The 23,774-nt window shown below is 28.3% G+C and carries 23 protein-coding genes and 1 riboswitch; all 23 genes read left to right on the top strand.

Annotated elements, in window-relative coordinates; translation table 11 throughout:
* The first annotated feature begins 72 nt into the window (after positions 1-72).
* Complete coding sequence (locus KGF45_RS12245) at positions 73-945, top strand: flagellin (protein WP_227842639.1); 873 nt, start codon at positions 73-75, stop codon at positions 943-945.
* Between the two features lie 91 nt (positions 946-1,036).
* Complete coding sequence (locus KGF45_RS12240; RefSeq protein WP_227842638.1) at positions 1,037-3,214, top strand: glycosyltransferase; 2,178 nt, start codon at positions 1,037-1,039, stop codon at positions 3,212-3,214.
* Positions 3,192-5,072 (top strand): bifunctional glycosyltransferase family 2 protein/class I SAM-dependent methyltransferase, encoded by a 1,881-nt coding sequence (locus KGF45_RS12235; RefSeq protein ID WP_227839305.1) that lies wholly within the window; start codon positions 3,192-3,194, stop codon positions 5,070-5,072. The genes KGF45_RS12240 and KGF45_RS12235 overlap by 23 nt, the downstream gene beginning before the upstream one ends.
* Positions 5,065-7,182, top strand: a complete 2,118-nt coding sequence (locus tag KGF45_RS12230) for a glycosyltransferase family protein (protein WP_227842637.1) — start codon at positions 5,065-5,067, stop codon at positions 7,180-7,182. Before KGF45_RS12235 ends, KGF45_RS12230 begins: the two co-directional genes overlap by 8 nt.
* Positions 7,183-7,186: 4 nt before the next feature.
* Complete coding sequence (locus KGF45_RS12225) at positions 7,187-8,182, top strand: peptidoglycan bridge formation glycyltransferase FemA/FemB family protein (protein ID WP_227839303.1); 996 nt, start codon at positions 7,187-7,189, stop codon at positions 8,180-8,182.
* Positions 8,183-8,274: 92 nt separating this feature from the next.
* Complete coding sequence (locus KGF45_RS12220) at positions 8,275-9,507, top strand: ATP-grasp domain-containing protein (protein ID WP_227842636.1); 1,233 nt, start codon at positions 8,275-8,277, stop codon at positions 9,505-9,507.
* Between the two features lie 19 nt (positions 9,508-9,526).
* The gene (locus tag KGF45_RS12215) at positions 9,527-10,471 is read left to right on the top strand and encodes an ornithine cyclodeaminase (protein WP_227842635.1); all 945 of its coding nucleotides are present in this window, start codon (positions 9,527-9,529) and stop codon (positions 10,469-10,471) included.
* 90 nt (positions 10,472-10,561) lie between these two features.
* Entirely contained in the window at positions 10,562-10,969 is a 408-nt protein-coding gene (locus tag KGF45_RS12210; protein ID WP_227839300.1) for a sugar 3,4-ketoisomerase, read from the top strand.
* A gap of 81 nt (positions 10,970-11,050) precedes the next feature.
* Complete coding sequence (locus tag KGF45_RS12205) at positions 11,051-12,142, top strand: DegT/DnrJ/EryC1/StrS family aminotransferase (RefSeq protein WP_227839299.1); 1,092 nt, start codon at positions 11,051-11,053, stop codon at positions 12,140-12,142.
* 308 nt (positions 12,143-12,450) lie between these two features.
* Positions 12,451-12,541, top strand: a riboswitch (cyclic di-GMP riboswitch).
* Positions 12,542-12,945: 404 nt separating this feature from the next.
* Positions 12,946-13,263 (top strand): flagellar basal body rod protein FlgB, encoded by a 318-nt coding sequence (gene flgB, locus KGF45_RS12200; protein ID WP_227434666.1) that lies wholly within the window; start codon positions 12,946-12,948, stop codon positions 13,261-13,263.
* Between the two features lie 7 nt (positions 13,264-13,270).
* On the top strand, positions 13,271-13,675 hold the full coding sequence (gene flgC / locus KGF45_RS12195; protein WP_227839298.1) for a flagellar basal body rod protein FlgC: 405 nt from the start codon (positions 13,271-13,273) through the stop codon (positions 13,673-13,675).
* Between the two features lie 9 nt (positions 13,676-13,684).
* On the top strand, positions 13,685-14,002 hold the full coding sequence (fliE, locus tag KGF45_RS12190) for a flagellar hook-basal body complex protein FliE (RefSeq protein WP_227827776.1): 318 nt from the start codon (positions 13,685-13,687) through the stop codon (positions 14,000-14,002).
* A gap of 24 nt (positions 14,003-14,026) precedes the next feature.
* Positions 14,027-15,571, top strand: a complete 1,545-nt coding sequence (gene fliF, locus KGF45_RS12185; RefSeq protein WP_227827775.1) for a flagellar basal-body MS-ring/collar protein FliF — start codon at positions 14,027-14,029, stop codon at positions 15,569-15,571.
* A 12-nt stretch (positions 15,572-15,583) separates the two neighbouring features.
* Positions 15,584-16,654 (top strand): flagellar motor switch protein FliG, encoded by a 1,071-nt coding sequence (gene fliG / locus KGF45_RS12180; protein WP_227827774.1) that lies wholly within the window; start codon positions 15,584-15,586, stop codon positions 16,652-16,654.
* A complete protein-coding gene (locus KGF45_RS12175; RefSeq protein ID WP_227842693.1) occupies positions 16,638-17,378 on the top strand; it encodes a FliH/SctL family protein in 741 nt (246 codons plus the stop codon). The genes fliG and KGF45_RS12175 overlap by 17 nt, the downstream gene beginning before the upstream one ends.
* A 3-nt stretch (positions 17,379-17,381) precedes the next feature.
* Entirely contained in the window at positions 17,382-18,701 is a 1,320-nt protein-coding gene (gene fliI / locus KGF45_RS12170) for a flagellar protein export ATPase FliI (protein ID WP_227827772.1), read from the top strand.
* A 31-nt stretch (positions 18,702-18,732) separates the two neighbouring features.
* Complete coding sequence (fliJ, locus tag KGF45_RS12165; RefSeq protein WP_227827771.1) at positions 18,733-19,179, top strand: flagellar export protein FliJ; 447 nt, start codon at positions 18,733-18,735, stop codon at positions 19,177-19,179.
* Between the two features lie 28 nt (positions 19,180-19,207).
* On the top strand, positions 19,208-20,413 hold the full coding sequence (locus tag KGF45_RS12160; protein WP_227842634.1) for a flagellar hook-length control protein FliK: 1,206 nt from the start codon (positions 19,208-19,210) through the stop codon (positions 20,411-20,413).
* A gap of 17 nt (positions 20,414-20,430) precedes the next feature.
* Positions 20,431-21,039 carry a flagellar hook assembly protein FlgD gene (locus tag KGF45_RS12155; RefSeq protein WP_227827769.1) on the top strand — a complete coding sequence of 203 codons (609 nt, stop codon included), beginning with the start codon at positions 20,431-20,433 and terminating at the stop codon, positions 21,037-21,039.
* Between the two features lie 26 nt (positions 21,040-21,065).
* Entirely contained in the window at positions 21,066-22,046 is a 981-nt protein-coding gene (locus KGF45_RS12150) for a flagellar hook-basal body complex protein (RefSeq protein WP_227827768.1), read from the top strand.
* A gap of 12 nt (positions 22,047-22,058) precedes the next feature.
* Positions 22,059-22,262: a flagellar FlbD family protein gene (locus tag KGF45_RS12145; protein ID WP_054268815.1), complete on the top strand. Its 204-nt coding sequence runs from the start codon at positions 22,059-22,061 to the stop codon at positions 22,260-22,262.
* Positions 22,262-23,080, top strand: a complete 819-nt coding sequence (locus KGF45_RS12140) for a motility protein A (RefSeq protein WP_227827767.1) — start codon at positions 22,262-22,264, stop codon at positions 23,078-23,080. Before KGF45_RS12145 ends, KGF45_RS12140 begins: the two co-directional genes overlap by 1 nt.
* Entirely contained in the window at positions 23,070-23,765 is a 696-nt protein-coding gene (locus tag KGF45_RS12135; RefSeq protein WP_227839292.1) for an OmpA family protein, read from the top strand. The genes KGF45_RS12140 and KGF45_RS12135 overlap by 11 nt, the downstream gene beginning before the upstream one ends.
* Positions 23,766-23,774: the final 9 nt, after the last annotated feature.

Here is a 23,774-nt window from a genome sequence, read left to right as displayed (position 1 = left end):
AATGAAGAATTAATATAAAAAGTTAAAAGTAGAAATGACAAGGATGTCAACTATACTAAGGAGGGTAAAATAATGAGAGTTAATACAAATGTAAGTGCTTTAATAGCAAACAATCAAATGGGAAGAAACGTAAGTGCACAAAGTAAATCTATGGAGAAGTTATCTTCTGGAGTTAGAATAAAGAGAGCTGCTGATGATGCTGCAGGACTTGCAATATCTGAGAAAATGAGAGCTCAAATAAAAGGTCTAGACCAAGCAGGAAGAAACGTTCAAGATGGTATATCTGTTGTACAAACAGCAGAGGGTGCATTAGAAGAAACTGGAAACATATTACAAAGAATGAGAACTTTATCATTACAATCTTCAAATGAAACTAATACTGTTGAAGAAAGACAAAAGATAGCAGATGAGTTATCACAATTAAAAGACGAAGTTGAAAGAATATCAAGTGCAATAGAGTTTAATGGTAAGAAGTTACTTGATGGAAGTTCAACAGAGATAAGATTACAAGTTGGAGCTAATTATGGAACAAACGTTTCAGGTACAACTAATAACAACAATGAAATAAAAGTTGCATTAGTAAATACTGCAAGTATAATGAGCAAAGCTGGAATAACAAGTTCTACAATAGCAAGTATGAATGTGGATGGAGCTTCTGGAACAGATGCAGCTAAACAAATGGTATCTAGCTTAGATGTAGCTCTTAAAGATCTAAATACATCAAGAGCAAAATTAGGGGCACAACAAAACAGACTAGAATCAACTCAAAACAACTTAAATAATACTGTAGAAAATGTTACAGCAGCTGAATCAAGAATAAGAGATACAGATGTTGCTTCAGAGATGGTTAACTTATCTAAAATGAATATATTAGTTCAAGCATCACAATCAATGCTTGCTCAAGCTAATCAACAGCCACAAGGAGTTTTACAATTATTAGGATAAAATAATTTTGTATATTGGATAGAGAAGAAGAGTAGGGCTTTGCTTTACTCTTTTCTTTTTTAGAAAATATAGCTTTGAAAGGAAAATATATATGTTACTTAGTATAGTTATGATTGTCAAAAATGAAGAAAAGATACTTGAAAAAACTTTAAAATCATTAACCAAATTAAGAGATTCTATAGATAGTGAACTTATAATAATTGATACAGGTTCTACAGATGATACTATAAAAATATCTAGAAAATACACAGAGAATGTATATTTTCATAATTGGAATAATGATTTTTCTAGTATGAGAAACATATCAATATCCTATGCCAAGGGTGAATGGTTGCTTATATTAGATGCAGATGAAATATTAATTGATTCTTCAACTATTGTAAGATTTTTTAAAGATGGACTTGATAAAAAATTTAACTCTGCCTCTATACAATTAAAAAATCTTTACTCATATGATAAAAAATCATATGGATATTGTTCAGTACTGAGACTTTTTAAAAATGTTGATTTTAAATACCATGGTAAAGTGCATGAACAACCAATGTACAAAAATCCTATATTTAATAATGTTGCGGACTTTGAACATTATGGATATTTGTTTGAAGATGAAGAAATAAGGTTAAACAAAGTAAAAAGAAACGAAAAATTATTATTTGAAGAGTTAAAAGAGAATGAGAGCTCTCCATATATAAATTATCAATTAGGAAAAAATTTTATTATATTAGGAAAATATCAAGAGGCTTTAGATTATCTTGAGAAGTCTTATGAATTATACTCTAAACTAGAATCGGCACCTGGTTACTTGATAACAAGCCTTGTAAAAACATATTTATATTTAGGAAAACATAAGAAGTGTGAAAAATTATGTTTAAAGTATATTAAAAAAGACATGAATAATATTGATATATATTATTATATTGCACAAGCACAAGTGGATTTAGGTAAATATGAGAATAGTATAGATTCGTATAAAAGATATCTTTATTTATTAGATAATTATGAAATAAGTACACAAGCAAATAGTTTATTTTCTGATACTGATACTGTAGGGCTTAGAGATGAAGCTGTTATCACACTGATAAAGGTCTATTATAAACTTGAAAAATATGAGTCTCTAGTTTCAGAATACAATAATATTGAAGATATAGAAAAAAAGAAGAATGTGTATTTTAGCTTATTTATGTCCTTATATAAATTGAATAGATTTGAAGATATAAAAAACTATTATAAGGAAATTTCAAATTCTAAAGTTGAAAGAAATAGTTTTTATAGAAACATAGAAGAATTTATAAATAATATAAAAGATGATGAAAAAGAGGCTGTATATAAAAGCTTTTGTGATATTGAAGGTAATTATGGACTTTTAAATCAGATAAGAACAAATAAACATGTATCTGTAGATACATGCAAAGAAATACTAAATGAAGAGAAAGAAATAATTTATGCATGTATTATAAAAATAGCTTTTGAAGAAAAAATTGATTTACTAGATATTTTTTATGATATGGAATATGTTTGGATAGAGAAATATCTAAAATATCTTTTAGCATTGGAAAGAAGTTTTAATTTAGAATTATATAAGTACATAATTAGTCGTCCAAACACATCAGAAATAGAAAAGATAAGAGTATATAAAGTTATATCGAAAGTAGTTTTAGAAAATACTAGTTTAAGTGATGAAAAGTATAAGGATATTTTTTATCTTTATATAATGTACTCTTATAAATACATAAAATACATATATAGTAATCTAAGTGATTTTGAATTAATAAAGTTTGTGTGTAATGATTTAGATAAATTTACTATAGAATTTAAGAATCTACTTGATACTAAGAATAAAATAAATGATGCTAATGAAAAATTAGAATATATAAATAATATGAGTAAATTACTAAATGAATATCCTTTTTATAACAAAATAATAAAAATACTTATAAATGAATTAGAAGAAAATATAAAAGAAAGTCAAGAATTTAAAGAATTAAAAGATAGCTTTATTATTAGTATAGAAAATATGATTGAAAATGGCAAAATAAATGATGCGAAATTATTGGTAGAAGACTATTCAAAAACATTTGTAGATGATGTCAAAATTTTAAATATAAAAGGGATTTTATATATGCTTGAAAATAAACTTGAGAAAGCTGATTTTATGTTAAAAAAGGCGTTATCATTAGATGTAGAAAATGAAGATACCATATATAATATAGAATACCTAAAAAATTTAAAAATAGGAGACTTAGAGAATGAGCATACCAATAACAGTTAATGAAAAATCTAAAAATACAATAAAAGATTGGCAATATACATGTGCAAATGAAGATATAAAATTTACAAGCATAATAATATTGACATATAATCAAATAGAATATACCAAATTATGTATTGAAAGTATTAGAAAATTTACCCCAAAGAATAAATATGAAATAATAATAATTGACAATAACTCTTCTGATGGAACAGTGGATTGGCTAAAGGAACAATCGGATATAAAATCTGTATATAATAATAAAAACTTAGGGTTTCCAAAAGGGTGCAACCAAGGTATTGAGTTAGCTAAGGGTGAAAACATATTATTATTAAATAATGATGTAATAGTTACTCCTAATTGGCTTTATAATTTGAACAAAGCTTTATGGTCACAAGATAATATAGGAGCTGTGGGTCCAATAACAAATGCATGCTCATATTATCAACAAATTGATGTGGATTACAAATCAATTGAGGATATGTTTATATTTGCTCAAGAAATAAATAAATCTAACATCAATTCATGGAAATATAGAGTTAAATTAGTTGGTTTTTGTATGTTAATAAAGAAATCTGTAGTAGATAATGTAGGTGTTTTAGATGAGCTATTTACACCTGGAAATTTTGAAGATGATGATTTATCTTTTAGAATGTTAGAAGAAGGATACAAATTATTATTATGCCAGGATACTTTTATACACCATTTTGGAAGTGTATCTTTTAAAGAAAATCGTAATAAATACACAGATATAATGGATATTAATAGAAGAAAATTTGAGACTAAATGGGGCTTTAATCCAGAATACAGTGGAATGATACGAACTGACTTAATTTCTGAAATAGATTGTAATGTAGAGAAAAATATTAATGTTTTAGAAATAGGTTGTGGTGTAGGAGCTACTCTTTTAGAAATAAAAAATATATATAAAAATTCATCCATATATGGAATAGAAATAAGTGAGTCAGCAGGTAAATTAGCAAAAAATACTGGAGAGGTACTGATAGCAGATATAGAAAAAGTACAATTAGATTATAATAAAAATTTCTTCGATTATATAATATTGGGAGATGTACTTGAACATTTAGTTAATCCATGGAAGATAGTCAATGACCTAAAGAGATATCTAAAGAAGGATGGTTATTTGATATCAAGTATACCAAATATTATGCATGTATCCGTTTTAAGAAACATTGTACAAGGTAATTTTACATATACTGATTCAGGAATTTTGGATAGGACTCACTTAAGATTTTTTACATTAAATGAGATAATAAGAATGTTTAATGATAGTAATTACACAATAGATAGTGTTTGTGCTACTAGAATGAGGATTTCAGAGGATGACAATAGATTCATCGATACAATGTGTAAAGAAAGCCATGAAAATATGAGAGAACAATATGAGTGTTATCAATATATAGTAAAAGCTTCTAATTGTGTAGATACTAGAAGATATTCTAGCGTTAGTATGGTTAATTTAAAATATGCTTTAATGAGAATTGATAATGAGTTAGATGTGGATGATAATTTAAGTTATATATTTGATAATTATAATATAACTGAACAATGTTTTATTGATGATATTGAATATTTAGTTGATATGTTTTCAATAAATAAGACAACTATACTAAATAGATTGGGTGCTGAGGCATTTAATAGAGGTCTGGGTGATTTTAGTATAAGTATGTTTATGATGGCTTTAAATATAGATAGAGATAATATTGACACAATATACAATATAACTACTGTATTGTGTGATTTAAAAGAATTTGAAATTGCTTATGACTTAATTAAGAATAGTAGTGAGAAAGTACAGAGTGAAAGTGATATACAAGATATACTTTATTTTATTGAAGGAAGAAAGAAATATGAATAATGAAAAGATATGTTTTATAACCTGTGTAAATGATGAAAGACTTTATGAGGAATGCCTTGTATATATAAATAGTCTAGATATTCCAAAAGATTTTAGTATAGAAACAATTGCTTTGAGAGGAGCTAATTCAATTGCATCTGCTTATAATAAAGCTATGAGAGAAGTAGATGCTAAATATAAGGTATATTTACATCAAGATACATTTATAATTAATAAAAACTTTATATATGATATTTTAGATATATTTAATAAAAATATTGATGTAGGAATGATTGGTGTAGCTGGAGTGAAAGACATACCTGTAAGTGGAGTTTGGTGGGATTCTGATAATAAAGTGGGAAAAGTATATGATAGTCATACAGGTAGAATGGATATTTATGAATTTAATAGCTTTGAAGGAGATTTTGATACAGTCATGGCTATAGATGGATTAATTATGATTACTCAGTATGATATATTATGGCGAGAAGATAAATTTGATGGATGGCATTTTTATGATTTGTCACAAAGTATGGAATTCAATCAAAATAACTATAAAGTTATTATACCAAAGCAAGATAAACCTTGGTGTATGCATGATTCTGGGATAGCAAATATAAGTAATGGCTATGATGAATATAGGATAAAATTTGTAAAAGAGTACATAGAACTTGATTTACATAGAGAAAATTTTTATGAATTTGATAAGAATAAAGCAAGTAACATACTTAAGAGTAATAAGTATGTAGTGGATTGTATGAAAGATGAACTTGAGAGAGAATTAAAACTAAAGAATTATAGAACTGTTTTAGACATTGTTTCTAAAGTTGCTCGTTTTTCTGTTTTTAATCACACTGGTTTGTATTCCTGTGAAAAATGTGAAAAGGCATTATTAGAATGTGCCAATAATTTACCAAAAGTAAATAATATAAAATTATTTAAGAAAAAAGATTTCAAAAGAAAGAGAGTATTACATGTTTTAAGTGAAGTATACTCAACAGGTGGTCATACAAAAGTAGTTAAAAATTGGATCAATAGTGATAAAGATTCTGTTCATTCAATTGTAACTACATGGCAATCAAAGACATTGCCAGATTGGTTATTAAAATCAGTAAATGATAGTGGTGGTGAAATTATATCTTTGGATTCAATTTCAGATGACTATTTAGAAAGGGCTGTAGCTTTAAGAACAATAGCTTACGATTGGGCTGATATAGTTATTTTATATATTCATATGTGGGACACAATACCTGTTCTAGCTTTTGGAATTGATGGGAAAATACCTATTTTATATGTTAACCATTATGATAGTGCTTTTTGGCTAGGTGCAAGTATTGCGGATGTTGTTATTGATTTTAGTGAAGTTAGTCAATTAGTTACATTGAATAAAAGAGGTATAGAGAAGTCTGAAATATTACCAATTCCACTAAAAGAAAAAGAATTGTTTTCAAAATCTGAAATTAGAAAGCAGTATGATTTGGATGATGATGTAACAATAATTTTAACTATTGCTAGTGAAAGAAAGTATAATAGTGTAAATGATATTAATTATTTTAAAATTGCTAAAATGATAATCGAAAATACGGATGACACGATTATTATTGTTGTAGGAGTTGATACAAATAATATCTATTGGAAAACATTAAATAGTGTTACAAATGATAGAGTTTTATGCTTTGGAACTATGGAAGAGATAGATGATTTTTATAAAATCTCAGATATATATCTAGAATCTTTTATGGTAGGAAGTCATATTTCAAAATTAGATGCAATTTTATATGATTTAATTCCTGTTAAATTCAAAAACGAAGTTTCACCAATTTTTACAAATATGTGGGATTTTATAGATAAGTTTGATTATAATAATATCAAAGAGGTTATAGATATGATAAAAAGATATAACACTAATGAATTTGATAGGAATGAGCTAAAAGAAAAACAATCAGAAATAAAACATTTTGTTATAGATAAACACTGTGTTGAAATAAAAAGTTATATAGACAAAATATATAATGAAGCTAATTATCATAAGGTTAAGTATAATTTACATAAAAATGATGAAATTGAAAACTATCAATTATTTGTAGCCTTATATGGTCATATAGTAGAAAATAAAAAGAGTTATAGGTGATAAAATGTACAATATCTGTATCAAACAATTTGAAAATTTTTTTCAGGAGGATTGGGATTATTTTGTAGAAAATAAATCTATAAATGGGACATTCCTTCAAACTCGAAATTTCATTAATTATCATAAAGAAGACAAATTTTCTGACCATTCACTAATGATATATAAAGGTAAAGAGATAATAGCAGTTGTACCTGCATGTGAAGTTTATGAAAATGATGAAAAAATATTTTTTTCTCATTTAGGTAGCACCTTTGGTGGTATTTTAATAGGTCATGATTTCAATGATATAAAGCATGTAAAAGCTATTACAAGTACAGTAGAATTATATTTACAAGAAGAAAATTTTAATAAAGTATTTCTAAAAAATGCATCGAGAATATTTTGGAAAGAGGATGCTTCATTGTTAGAGTATTTTCTATTTAAGAATGGTTATATGTTTTATGATGAATTAAGTATGTTTTTAGAACTAAATAAGTATAAAGAAGATATATTAAGTAACTTTAGTTATAGTAAAAGAAGAGATTTTAAATATTCTTTAAAGAACAATCTTATTTTTAAGAGAGTGTATGATGATAAAGATGTAATCTCTTTTTTTGAATTATTATCTAACTGTTTAGATAGAAAAGGGGCTAAATTGATACATTCAATAGAAGAACTATTGGACTTTAAAAATAATAGATTAAAAGACATTGTAGAATTTTATGCAGTATATATTGGTGATATTATGATTTGTGGTAGTATGGTATTTAACTTTCAAGGAAGAGTTTACCATACTCAATACTTAGCATCAAATTCAGCATATAATAAATATTATCCAATGATATTTTTAAACTATAATCTGATTAAAAATGCCTCAGATAGAAACTTTAAATATTTTTCATTTGGAATTAGTACTCTAAATAGAGGAAAATATTTAGATGAAGGTTTGGCTATATTTAAAGAAGGTTTTGGTTCAAGTGCTGTTTGCAATAGGACATATTATAAAAATATAAATAAGTAATACTTATACTTTATAGAATTTCTTGATTGTAGTAAATCTATAGTATTTTAACTTTTACAGAAAAATAATTAACTTATAAAGAAGGTTTGTATATGAAAAGATTAATGATTTTAGGCTCAATTAAGTATTTTGAGAATATTGTTATGTCAGCTAAAAAAGAAGGAATATACACAATTGTTTGTGATAATAGAATTGATACTCCTGCAAAAGAAGTTTGTGATGAAGCAATAGATGTTGATGTATTTGATTTTGATAAAATAAAAAATATAGCCATAGATAAAAAGATAGATGGAATTTTGACTGGATTTACAGATTCTTTAATGAAACCATATGTTTATATTGCAAATGAATTAAATTTACCATGTGTGATTTCTTGCAATCAACTTGAGTCTGTAACTAATAAGGCTGTTATGAAAAAATATTTTAAAAACAATGGAATACCTACAACTGATTATTGTATTCTTGAAAGTTTAAAAGATTTAGAAAAAATACAAGGGTTAAATTTTCCGCTTGTAATAAAACCTGTTGATGGTTATGGTTCAAGAGGTGTATATTTTGTATCAAATGTGGAGGAGTTAATAGAAAAATTTGAATATTCTAGGGAAATCTCACAAAATGGACAAGTAATAATTGAGGAATTTTATGAAAGTGAGGAAATACAAGGACTAGCTTGGGTTTACAATGGAGAGTCACATGTATTTTATATCGGAGATAGAGAGCTTGTAAATATACATGTAGGGAGAGCTGGAAAACCAGACAGATTACTATATCCATCAAAGTATTGTTTTCAGTATGAAGAAGAAATAAAGTCGATATATCAAAAGATAACAGAGGCTTTTAATATAAAGAATGGACCATTTTATGTTCAGATGCTAGTGGGTGCAGATGGAATAAAGGTGTCTGAAGTTATGCCAAGATTACCTGGAGGATGTGATTATTTGGCAATTTCACATATAACAGATCTAGATATAGGAAGGCTATTTGCAAATTTTAGTGTGAATAATGACATCGATTTTAATGAAATAAAAAAATATAATATGCATTTATCAAAGTGTGTATACGCATTACCAATATACATAAGACCTGGAACAATAAAGAAGATAAATAATATAGATAAAATAGAAAACTTAGATTATGTAACTCAAATTTTGTTGCTTGTAAAAGAGGGAGATACAATAGAGTTATATGAAGACGAGAGGCAAGATTGTGGAAGGATTTATGGAATAGCAAATAATATATTTGATGCCAATATAAAGAAAAAATATATTCATGAAATGATAGAAATACTTGATGAGAATAATGAGAATATGATAGAAAATTTTTAAATAAGGGAGCATGGTATGTATGAAGTTAATAACTCATGAGCAAATTATGTCATTAAATATCTCTCAAAGGCAAGGATATGAGTGGATAAAAGAATCATTTCTGACAAAAAAAGATTGTCAATTACCACCAAAAATAAGTATGGTAGAACAAGGGCATGTATTTTACAATGTAATGCCATCTTTAAATCATAATCATATGATTGGTGGAATAAAAATGGTTACAAGATTGCCAGGAAGAAATCCAAGTTTAAATTCAGATATATTTCTATATGATATGAACAATGCTAAACTAAAAGCCATTTTAGATGGTAATTATATTACAGCCTTTAGAACTGCTGCTGTGGTTGCTTTAGCGATTGATACTTTTGCTAAAAAAGACTTTAATACTATTGCTATTATGGGGCTAGGAGTAACTGCTTCTTCTATAATGAATATGCTTTTATATACCCTTAAAAATAGGAATATAAATATAAAGTTGTTTAGATATAAAGACCAGGCAGAGTTGTTTGTACAAAAATATAAGGATAATGACCAGTTTAGTTTTAATATATGTGATACACATAAAGAACTTATTGTAGATTCAGATGTGGTAATTTCAACTGTTACATATACAGATGAATATCTTTCAGAATTTGAATGGTTTAAAAAAGGTGCATTACTATTACCTGTACATGTTATGGGTTTTGGAAATGTAGATTATTTATTTGATAAAGTATATTTAGATGATTATAATCATTTGAAACATCTAGAAAATATAGATAAATACAAGTATTCATGTGAGTTTCATGATGTTTTAAGTAAACAATCACAAGGAAGAGAAAATGATGATGAAAGAATAGTATCTTACAATATAGGTTTATCAATACATGATATATTATTTGCAAGTAAAATCTATGAACTATGTGAAACTCTGAATTGTGAGGATATAGACTTAAAAGAACCAAAGGAAAAATATTGGATGTAGTATATTTTTTTATTAACAAGAATTTATTGTAAATTAAAATATGAAGTAATATCTTATTAAAAAGTTATTATAAACAGGGTAGGGAGATTTATGGAAAAGTACAATTTAATTAAGTTTGAATCTATTGGAAGTGAGGACGTAGGAAGTTTAATTGCATTAGAATCAAATAAGGTTATACCTTTTGATATAAAGAGAGTGTATTACATATATGGGGTACCACATGGTGTAAAGAGAGGTTTTCATGCTCATAAAACTTTAGAGCAAGTGTTAGTTTGCCTAAATGGAAGTGTTAAGATAAAATGTTATGATGGTGTTAGAGATACAACCATTGTTCTAAACAAAAATGATGTGGGACTGTATATAGGACCTGGGGTATGGCGTGAAATGTTTGATTTTGATGAGAAAACTGTTTTAATTTCAATAGCTTCTGAACATTATAATGAAGATGAGTATATCAGAGATTATGAAGAGTTTTTAAAATATATAGATATTATCTAGTTACTATGCAGACAGATATTTTCTTAATTAAATAAATTTAGCATAGCTACATAGATAATAGATAGGTAAGGATGTAACTTTATGTTAGTTAAGTTTAATAATTTATTAGAACAATTTAAAATCCATAAAGAAGAATATGAAAAAAAGGTTATGGATGTAATGGAAAGTGGATATTATATCCTTGGAAATGAAGTAAAGTACTTTGAAGAAGAATTTGCTAGATATGTAGGTAGCAAATATTGTGTAGGTTTAGCTAGTGGTTTAGATTCACTGATAATTGCATTTAGAGCATTAGGGATAGGTAAAGGCGATGAAGTAATAGTGCAATCAAATACATATATTGCTAGTGTTATGGGAATTAGTATAAATGGAGCAAATCCAGTATTTGTAGAACCAAATGAGTATTATAATATAGATTCATCTAAGATAGAAAAAAAGATAAACAGTAAGACAAAAGCTATATTAGTAGTACATTTATATGGTCAGGCAAGTAAAATGAAAGAGATACAAGAATTATGTAAAAAATATAATTTGTATTTAATTGAAGATTGTGCTCAATCTCATGGAGCTAAATATGATGGAAAAATGACAGGGACATTTGGAGACGTAGGATGTTTTAGCTTTTATCCAAGTAAAAATTTAGGTGCATTTGGAGATGCAGGTGCTATAGTAACGAGTAATAAAGAAATAGCTGATAAAGTGAAAGTGCTTAGAAATTATGGTTCGGAAAAGAGATATCATAATAAATTTGTTGGATATAATTCAAGATTGGATGAAATTCAGGCAGGTTTGTTAAGAGTAAAACTTAAATATATTAATGAAATTGAAAATGAAAAGTCAAAAATCGTACATAGATATCTTAATGAAATTAACAATTCAAAAGTTATACTTCCAAAAATAGAAAAGAACTGTACACATGTATGGCATTTATTTGTTTTACAAGTTGAAAAACGAGAGACATTTATGGAATACTTAAAGAAAAATGGTATAGAGTCTATAATACATTATCCTATACCGCCTCATCTATCTGAAGCATATGCTTATTTGGGATATAAAAAGGGTAGTTTTAATATAGCTGAAAATTATTCAAATAAAGTTGTTAGTATACCTTTATTTGTCGGCATGAAAGATGAAGAAGTTAGTTATGTAATTAAAATTATAAATGAATATTAAATTAATTGTAATAATACCATAAATAAATTTTTTATGTATAGTTTATTTAAGATTCGTTAATTGATATTTTTAGATACTGATAGATTACATAAATAAAATTGAAATATATGGAAAAATATAGAATGAAGATGAGATTTGTCTTATATTTTTCTAAAATAAAAATATTTTCAGACAATTTATTATAAAATTGTAGAATATAGTATTTATAATCTGTATAATTAATAATAACTAAGTTTTTAAAATAAAATATTTAAGTATACATAAAAAAAATATTTAAAAAAATTGTTATTTATTGTATACTTAAATTAAAACTAAATAGGCAAAACTAGATAAATCTAGTGACGCAAAGCTATAGGGGCTAAGGTTTGTATATACGAACTATGTCAGCCAGTTGCCAAAAAGAATACTAAGTATACTGTATACGCAGAATTAGTCGAAAATGACTGCCTTTTTGGCAGTCATTTTGTTGCTAAAGTTCACTTTATTACAGTAGAAAATACAAATGATAACATATTTTACCAACTATAAGTAAAAATAAAGATAGACTATCTAGAAAAGTCGCTATTTTACAAAAAAGAGCAACTTTACGAAGAAATATTTAAATACATATTAAAATTTTTTTTTATTTTCATTGAGGTTAATTAAAAAAAGATTTGTTTTCTTACTAAAAAATAAATCGTTATATTAAATATAATAGAAATGTAATAAATTTAGATGGGTAAAGAAGTCATTTTTTGTAATATAGTAACTTCAATTTTAATCACTAAATATAGTAGATAAATATATTTTGAGGAGGAGTGAGTATGAATACATATGACATTATAAAAATGGGATTAGATGCAACTAATTTAAGAAGTCAGGCAATAGCAAATAATATAGCAAATATAAATACTGAAGGCTATAAGAAACACTATGTAACTTTTGAAGAAACATTAAATGATGCCATGCCTAAAATAGAAGAAAAAACAGACAATTCTAAAGGTTTAAGAGTGGATGGCAATAATGTGGATATAGAAGAAGAAAAAGTAAATCAAGCAATGACAACATTACAATATAATGCTTTGATAGGTTTTGCAAATGGCAAAATAGCAATGACAAAATCAATAATAAGTGGGAGGTAATTAGAAGATGAGTGTGTTCAGTGGGATGAGAATCTCTGCTAGTGGATTAACAGCAGAAAGTTTAAAAATGGATATCATATCATCAAATGTAGCTAATATAAATGCTACAAGAGGTCCAAATGGAGAAGCATATAGAAGAAAAATTGTATCATTTGAAGAAAATTATGATAATAAATTAGGTATGTTAGGAGTAAAAGTCACATCTGTTGAAGATGACAAATCACCTCTTAAAGAAGTATACGACCCATCTCACCCAGATGCAAAGCCAAATGGATATGTAGAATATCCAAACGTAAATATATTAGTTGAGATGACAGACTTAATAACTGCTTCACGAGCATATGAGTCTAATATAGATACATTAAATGCTCAGAAGTCTATGATAGCAAAAGCACTGGAAATAGGAAAGTAGGGATAAATTATGCCAATTACACAGATTAACAACCTAGTGCAAGGAGCACAGTTAGAGAACTTAATTGGAGAAACTAAACCATTAAATACTAATAATAAAGAAGAAAAAAAGAATTTTGAAGATGTAATAAAAGATACTATTGATAAAGTTAATTTTCAACAAGTGACAGCAGATGATATGAAAGAAAAATTTATAAAAGGCGAAGATGTTTCTATGCATGAAGTTATGTTAATAGGTCAAGAAGCACAACTATCTATGCAATATCTAATAGAAGTTAGAAATAAGATTCATGATGCATATCAAGAAATGAATAAAGTACAAATTTAGTCTTTTGAACAGGAGTAATAATCAATGATAGCCAGTTTTAAAAATAAGATTAAGGAGCAAGTTGCTAAATCTAGGACAAAAATAGGTTCTCTAAAAAAGGGGACTAAGATAGCATTAGGTATAGGGATTGTTGCTATATGTTTAGCGCTAGTATTTACAGCAATATCTGCAAGCAAAAATAAGTATGCAGTCTTATTTTCAGAGCTAGATGTTCAAGATGCTGCAGATATATCAGCAGAATTAGAGTCTAGAAAGATAGATACCAAGGTAAAAGGAAGTACAATTTATGTTCCTAGAACAGAAGTTGATAAGTTGAGGTTAGAGTTAGCTCCAAGCTTGACAAGTGGTTCTAAAGGATTTGCACTTATGGATGATAGTTCATCAATAGGGCTTACTGATGAAGAGTTTCAAATTAAGAAGCAACGAATGATGCAAGGAGAAATAGAAAAAACAATCAAGAGTTTTCCTCAGGTGGAAGATAGTAGAGTACATATAACATTTGGTGAATCTTCTGTATTTGAGAAGGAGGCTGTTCCAGGAAGTGCAGCAGTTTATTTGATGCTAAAGCCAGGAACAACTTTAGAGAAAAATCAAATAAAATCTGTTATGGCACTTGTATCAGGAAGTGTTACAAATATACCAGAGAAAAATGTTCAAGTTATTGATAACAAAATGAACTTATTATCTGAAGGCATCTTAGACGATGAAGAAGTTGATGAAAACAATCAACCGATAAATGGTGCTATTAGTATTGATAAAAATAAGGCATCTGAGCAGGCACTGGATAAACAATTAGAAAAATCTATTTTAGACATGTTAGAACCAATATTTGGTACAGGAAAGGTAAAAGCTACAGTAAATGCTGATTTGAGTTTTGATACAGCTGAAAAAACTGAAATAAAAATTGACCCTGATAAAGTTGCTATAAAGGAAACAAGGTCAAAAAATTCATCTAAATCTGCGACAAATAATGTCCAAGGTGTAGATGCTAATATGAATAACCAAGGAAATAAAAATGGTACTAATACAGAAGATAGTTTGGATGAGAGTTTTGAATATGAAACAGGTAAGATTGAAACTCATACTATAGTTGCGCCTGGAGAACTTAAAAGATTGACAGCTTCTGTTGCTATAGATGGAAAAATAGCTAAAGGTGTTCAAGCTGATGTGGAAGATATTGTTAATAATGCTATAGGCATGGATGGAGCTAGGGGAGATACTCTTAGCGTTGTTTCAATGGTATTTGACCCTAAGGGTAAGGCAGAAGCTAAACAAGAAATGGAAGATATTAAAAAAGAAGGATTCAAAAACAATATAATAAAAGCGGTTGTTGGAGTAGTAGCAGTTGTTGCAGTAGGTGTTATTGGATACTTAATATATAAAAAGAGAAGTGAACAAGAAGACATGGATTATGAAGATGAAGTTTATAGTACTAATTCTATTGATAAGAAAGACAATCCTCTGTTAGGGGATGACCCAGAATTGACATTAGAGGAAGCTGTTAAAATGTATGCAGAAGAAAAACCAGACCAAGTCACAGAGATAATAAAAACTTGGTTAAATGAGTAAGGGGGATAGAAAGTGTCCGCGGAAATTACAAATGTTAATGCGTTTGATTTAAGTGATATAAGTGAAAATGATAAGAAAGAGAAGGTAGAAGGTGAAGGTTTAAAAAAAGCCGCTGTACTGTTAATGACATTAGGTCCAACTGTGGCTAGTGATATAATAAAAAGTCTACCAGATAAACAAGTTCAAAAAATAGGTTTGGAAATTGCAAATATTTCTTCAATAGCTTCAAAAGAAAGAAGAGAAATATTAAAAGAGTTTGTAGAAATAAATAAAGCGAAAGATTATGTTATAGAAGGCGGGCTTGAATATGCCAAAGAATTGTTAAGTAATGCCTTGGGAAATGCCAAAGCAAGTAAATTACTTGAGGGTATATCAATAGATACAAGTACAAAACCTTTTAAACATATTATAAAACTAGATGTAAAGAAGATATTAGAAATACTTAGAAATGAAAGTGCACAGACTATAGCCATTTTACTTGCACATATGGAACCTGAAAATGGCGCAGAAGTTTTAGCTTATTTAGATTTTGATTTACAAAATGAGGTAGCTATGAGAATAAGTTCAATGGGTTCAATATCTCCAGAAGTTATAAGTGTAATTGAAACTTCATTAGAGAATAAAATGCATTCAATAAGTGGTGAAGATTTTAAAGATTATGGAGGAATAGCTACTCTAGTTCAAATATTGCTTAATTCTGATAGAAAAACAGAAAAGAATATTTTGAATACTATTGAAGAAAAAGACCCAGCTTTAGCAGCTCAAATTAAATCTAATATATTTGTATTTGAAGATATTGTCAAGTTAGATGATATAAGCATACAGAAAGTACTGAAAGAAGTAACTATGAAGGATTTAGTATATGCTTTAAAAGGTGTGGATGATGAAATATCAGATGCTATATATAGAAATCAATCCTCTAGGGCAGCAGAAGCACTTAAAGAAGAGATGGAAATGGTTGGTGTCATAAAGGTTACTCAGGTTGAAGGTGCTCAACAAAAAATAGTGAGTATTGTAAGAAAACTTGAAAGAGAAGGTGCCATAACTATTGTAAGGAATTTTGGTGATGACTTTGTTGAATAATAAAATTATCAAAAGTGAAAAAGCATCATATAAAGGAGTACTAGACTTATCTATAATAGATAAAGCTAGAGTGGGAGAATCAAATATAAACGAAGATAATGATTGTAGATTTAGAGATGAAGTAATAAAAGAAGCTATAGAATCTGCTGAGATAAAAAAGAATGAGATATTGGAAGAAGCAAAAATAAATGCACAAAATATAGAAAAGCAAGCATATGAAAAAGGATATAGTCAAGGTCAGAAAAATGGATATGAGGATGGATATAAAGAGTCATATAATGAGTATACCCAAAAAGCTAAAGATGAAGCAGATTCTATAAGAAATCAGGCAAATTTAATCTTATTACAAGCTAATGAGAAAATGACTGAGTACATAAAGGAAAAAAATAAAGAGATTATAAGACTTGCTATTAATATGGCTAGTTCTGTTCTAAAAAAGCACTTTGAAGATGAAGAATCTATGAGTGATTTGTTAAAGCAAATTATTCAAGATTATGAAGGAAGTATTTCATTCATAGTAAGATGTAATTCTTTCTATAAAGATAATATAGAGAAAGAGTTTGAATTATTTAAAGAAGAAACATCATTAAAATCAAGTGTATTTGTTATTGCAGATGATAGCATAGATAAAGGAAATGCTATTATACAAAAGGAAAATGGAAGAATAATAGTTGGTATTGATTGTGCTATGGAAAAACTAAAAGAAGAATTGCTTGGTGAATAAAGTATGTATAAAACTGATATATCTATAGATTTTGACAAAATAAATAAGAAAATAGAAAATTTAGAACTTACTATATCAGAAGGTAGAGTTAAGAAAATAATAGGGCTTACTGTAGAAGTTGAAGGGATAAAAGCTTTTGTTGGAGAGCTATGTGTTATATACAATCAAGTCAACAAAACAGTGAATTGTGAAGTAGTAGGTTTTAAAGATAAAGAAGTAATATTAATGGCATTAGGAGAGTTAACATTAATAGCACCTGGTTGTAAAGTTATTTCTAAGGGGATACCTTTAAGTGTTATGTGTAGCGATAATTTACTAGGTAAAGTACTTGATGGTCTTGGAAATCCTATAGATAACTCAGAAGTTGTTTTAGGAGACAGATACAACTTGAATAATGAACCTCCTGACCCAATGAAGAGAAAAAAGATACGCAATATAATGGAAACAGGTGTAAGAGCAATAGATGCATTTACTACTTGTGGTGAAGGACAGAGAATAGGAATATTTGCAGGAAGTGGAGTAGGTAAGAGTACAACTCTAGGCATGATTGCTAGAAATGCAAAAGCAGATGTAAATGTAATTGCCCTTGTTGGAGAAAGAGGAAGAGAAGTATTAGATTTTATTGATAAAGACTTAGGTGAAGAGGGAATGAAAAAATCTGTTGTTGTATGTGCGACATCAGATAAAGCACCATTAGTTAGACTTAAAGGTGCCCTTACAGCCACTGCAATAGCCGAATACTTTAGAGATCAAGGGAAAAAAGTAATACTTATGATGGATTCTGTGACTAGATTTGCTATGGCGCAAAGAGAAGTTGGAATAGCCATAGGAGAGCCACCAGCACAAAAAGGATATACACCATCTGTATTTGCCATTTTACCAAAACTCATGGAGAGAACAGGGACATCAGATAAAGGCTCTATCACTGCATTTTATACAGTATTAGTTGATGGAGATGACTTTAATGAGCCAATAGCAGATACTACAAGAGGGATACTGGATGGTCATATAGTTCTATCTAGAGATTTGGCAAATAAGAACCATTATCCTTCCATAGATGTCTTGAATAGTTTAAGTAGACTTATGAATGAGATTGCTTCAAAAGAAGATATAAAAATAGCATCATTTGCAAGAGATATGCTCTCTGAATATAGAGAAGCAGAAGATTTGATAAATATAGGTGCATATGCTTCAGGTACCAATAAAAAAATAGATGAAGCAATCTATTATCATGAGCATATTATCAATTTTTTAAAACAAGGTATAAATGAAAAGAGCTCTTTTAACGAAACTATAAGTAGCTTGAAAAGAATATTTGAATAAATAACTTAAAAAAATATTTGAAGAGGTTGTGATGGAATTGGATAAAAACTTTAAGTTTAGATTACAGAAAGTTTTAGACTTAAAAATGAAAGATGAAGAAAAAATAAAAATGGAGTTTGCTAAAATTCAACAAAAAAAAATAGATATAGAGAATAATTTAGAAAACTTAGAAAGTAATTATAATAAATATGCTATAAGTAAAGATAACGATAGTATTCAAAATCAAAAAATAACTATTAACTATTTGTTGGCTCTAAATAACTCTATAATGGATTTATCAGAGGAACTGGATAAGTCGACAAATGAACTTGAAAAAGCTAGAAAACAGCTTATAGACAAACAGATAGAAAGAAAATCATTAGAAAAACTAAAAGAGAAAAAGTATGGACAGTATTATAGAGAAGAAAATTTAAAGGAACAAAAAACTAATGATGAGTTTGCAAGTATGAGTTATTTGAGAAATAGACAAGTTCTATAAGAATAGTAGGAAGTGAGGATATTATTGTATGAAGATACAAGCAGATTCTTATAATGTTATTAAAGATATTGTGGATAAAAAAAGTTCATCTAAGAATAAAGATGTAAAAAAGAATAAATTTGAAGATAATTTGTATAAGGTAACAGACAATAAACCAGTTAAAGATAGAAAAGAAACAAGCAATCAAAATGTTAGCTCAGATAAACCAGAAGATAGTGATAATGAGTGTCATTTAGATGAAGATAAAAGTAATCACTTAGAAGATAAAAGTACATATGAAAAAGATTGCAGTAAGATTAATGAGATTTTACAACAATTACTAAATATTTTAAAAAATAATGATAAAAAAGATAAAGATATAAATTCTATATTAAATGATATAGAAAAGCTAAATGTATCAGATGAATTGAAACAAGAACTTAAACTTAATAAAAATATGTTGAATAAGATTGCAAACCAAAATGCAGAATTAAATAAAGCTAATGCGAATAAATCTGATGAAGCGCAAAATTTAGACATGATGAAGTTAAGAGAACTTTTAGAAAATAATGCTAAAGGAAACTTTGAAGTAATTAGTAAAACTACAGAGGATGATAATAAAAGCATAGATTTATACAACTTTGATAGTAATAGAATGGACAATCTTAACTCAAATAAGCAAAGAGATGATAGTTCTGATATTTTGGAAAAACTAGCAGGGGTTAATGGAAATAAAAACGGAAATTTGGGTCAGGTAATAAATAAAAGCATGGATATAAACGAAACTAAAAGCGATAATGTTAATTTAAAACATATAGAATCAAACGTCATGGATGATTCGATTAAGGCTATTAAACATATGAAAACAAATGATATACAAGAGTTAACAATTAAATTAAGACCAAAAGAATTGGGAGATATGAACATACAATTATTGAAAGATAATGAGAGTATGAAAGCTGTTGTAACTGTTTTTAATAAAGACGTATTTGACTCTATAAATAAAAATATAACAGATTTAAAGCAACATCTTGAACTTACGAATGTAAATATAAAAGATGTATCAGTGCAAATGCATAGTGATAATAGAAATACATCAGATACTTTTGATAAAGCATTTGAACAACAGAACAGACAAAATAACCAAGAAAATATGAATAAGCAGGATACAAATAATAAGCGTAACAATATAGTCATAGAAGATGAGATTAAAGAAAATCTTATTGATGATGATAGAGTAGATTTATTAGCGTAATAAGGGGGTAATACTGTATGTATGGAGTGGCAACAGCTTTAGCAGGGGCTCAAGGAAACTATAGGTCAAATAACTTGAGCCAACTTGAAAGAAATATTAATGATATTGCGAATAAACAAGTTAGAAGTAAAGGAAATCAGACAGTAACAGACAACGGAACTCCAATTATAGGGCAGGGTGACGATGCTGATAAAGACTTGTTTATGAAAATACTTGTAGCACAAATGGGTAATCAAGACCCAATGAATCCACAAGACCCAACAGAGTATGTATCACAATTAGCTCAGTTTGCAACTTTAGAAAAGATGTCAGCTATGAACGACAAGCTAGATATACTCTTAGCTTTAAGTAACTCTACTCTAATAAACTCTGCTTTGAGTATGGCAACGTCATTAATTGGTAAGGAAGTAGAAGTATCTGGAGAAGAGAAGGAAGATGAAAACATTGTAGGTGTAGTAAAGTCCACATATATAAAAGATGGAGAGGTACACTTAGAACTGAAAGTAGATGGTAGTGATAAAACTGTAGATGTTAAATATGAAAAATTACTTAAAATAGGAGAAGTAGATACAACTTCAGGAGAAGAAAATAACCCTCCAGAGCAAGAATCTCCAGAACAAGAATAATATTAAATTAGAAAAGAGGTAAATTCATGATAAAAGCAATGTATTCAGGTGTAAGTGGAATGAAAGCAAATCAAACTAAACTAGATGTAATAGGTAACAATGTAGCAAATGCTGGGACTACTGCTTTTAAGAAAAGTTCAGCTAGAATAACAGATTCATTTTATCAAACTGTACTATATGCAAGTGCTCCAACAGCTGCGTTAGGGGGAACAAACTTAGGACAAGTAGGTGTAGGTAGTAAGATATCAAGTATAAATAAAGATATGACACAAGGAAATGTACAGCCAACTAATAGACCATCAGATTTGATGATAGATGGCGATGGGTATCTTCCAGTAGTGAGACAAGGTACAGTTATGTATACAAGAGATGGTTCTTTTAACTTAGATACAGGATTTAAAGCAGCAGCTGGACCTTTGCAAAATATCAAAGGTGGAAGACTTGTAAATGGTGATGGGTATATGTTACAAGGCGAGGTTTATAAGGGTACGTATGATGCTACTACTGGTGAATTTACTAAAAATGCTACTGCAGAAGGAAAAGAACCTATTGTAATACCACTTCAAAGCGTAAGTCCTAAAGATGGAACAGTCCAAAATGTACTAGAGTACAATATATCAAAGGATGGTACTGTAGAATTTTTATTAAGTGATGGTCAAAGAACACAGTTTGTATATCCTATACCTGATGGTAAAAAAGTAGGAGATGCATCTGGTTTAAATATTAATGATGGTAAGATTCAAAAAGTACAAACATATGCATTCCAAAATCCAGCAGGACTAGACGCAGAAGGAGGAAACCTATACAAGCCATCAGCAAACTCAGGAGACCCACAAGTAGCAGGAGCTACAGGAACAATAATACAAGGAGCAATAGAAGCTTCCAATGTAGATATAGCAGAAGAATTTACAGAAATGATAATAGCAAGTAGGTCTTTCCAAGCAAACAGTAAAATAATATCTACATCAGATGAGATACTTCAAGAAATAATAAGTCTTAAGAGATAGTAGGTACATAGTATGATAAGAGTAACGGATTTAAACGGAAGAAGCTACATATTAAACTCAGACCTTATAGTAAGAATTGACTCAGTGCCGGAAAGTAGAATATTACTTACAACAGGAGAAAAAAATCTTGTAAAAGAGTCTGTAGACGAGATAGTAGATAAAGTAATAAAGTATAAAAGGAAAATAAATGTAGGTTATATTAGGAGCGAAAAGTAATGAAAAAAACAGATTCACTGACATTCATTGGACTAATATTATCTACAGTATTAGTTTTATTTGGAGCAGTAAAAGGAAGTAGTACAGGATTAAAAAGTTTTTTTGACTTTTCATCAATATTAATAACAGTATTTGGGTCATTTGGAGCATTGATGATTACATTTACTATTGATGACATGAAACTTATAAAAAATGCACTACAATACTCATTTAAAACAACGAGTATATCAAGATTAGACTTATTGAATCAGTTTAAAGCACTTTCCAAAAAAGCGAGAAGAGAAGGCCTTTTGTCAATAGAAAGTGATGTAATGAAAATACAAGACCCATTTATGAAAAAAGGATTAGAGCTATGTATTGATGGTCTGGAAGTCAATGAAATAAGGTCTATATTAGAATTAGAGATAGATTCTGTTGAAGATACAAATAACAGATATTCAAAGATATTTAAAACTTGGGGAACATTTGCACCTGCATTTGGAATGTTGGGGACTCTAATAGGTCTTATACAAATGTTATCTGACCTTACATCACCAGATTTGATTGCTTCTGGTATGGGAAAAGCATTAATCACAACATTTTATGGTTCTCTACTTGCAAATATTGCTTTAAATCCAATTGCATATAACATAGATGAAAAAACGGAAAAAGAAGTTTACATAAAAGAAATGATGCTGGAAGGTATAATAAGTATACAATCTGGCGAAAGCAGTATAGTAGTTGAAGAACGATTAGCAACATATCTTTCAAGAAGTGAAAGACTAGAGTTCTTGAAATCTAATAAAAATACAGAAAGAGTAATTAGTAATGGCGCGTAAAAAAAATAAAAAAAAAGATGAGATAAACCCAGATGCATGGTTGGCCACTTATGCAGACACAATAACTCTAATTCTTACTTTTTTCGTATTGCTATATGCAACATCAGTTGTAGACATGGAAAAATTTAAAAATATATCGAATGCATTAAAAGGTCAGTTTTCTGGAGTAAGTATGTTTAACACAGGTTCAAGTACAAGTGCGAAGTCTCCAATAGATAGTGTTTTAGTGGATAAAAATGATAAGTCAGATTTAGAACAAGATTTAAAAGATAAGGTTAATAATTCTAACTTACAAAATAGTGTAACAGTTAAGGATGATAGTAGAGGGATTTTATTAGAGTTAGATGACTCAATCTTATTTGACTCTGGGATTTCGGAGTTAAAAGTTGATAGTAAAGCTACTCTAAATAAAGTATATGACATGATAAAAATGATGAAAAATAAGATAGTTATAGAAGGTCATACTGATAATGTACCTGTAAAATCAAGTACACATGAGTCCAATTGGGATTTATCTTCTAGTAGAGCAGTAAGTGTTGTAAGATACTTTGTAGAAGAAAAGGGCATGGACCCTAAACTATTTTCAGCAACAGGATGTGGAGAGTATCAACCTTTAGTTTCAAATGATACAGCAAAAGGAAGAGCTGAAAATAGAAGAGTTAATATACTTATAACTATCGACTAGGAGGAAGAG

Source organism: Clostridioides sp. ZZV14-6154, from assembly GCF_020657785.1.
Taxonomy (GTDB): Bacteria; Bacillota; Clostridia; order Peptostreptococcales; family Peptostreptococcaceae; genus Clostridioides.
The sequence above is the reverse complement of the archived record's forward strand: the minus strand, read 5'-3'. Positions and strand labels throughout refer to the sequence as shown.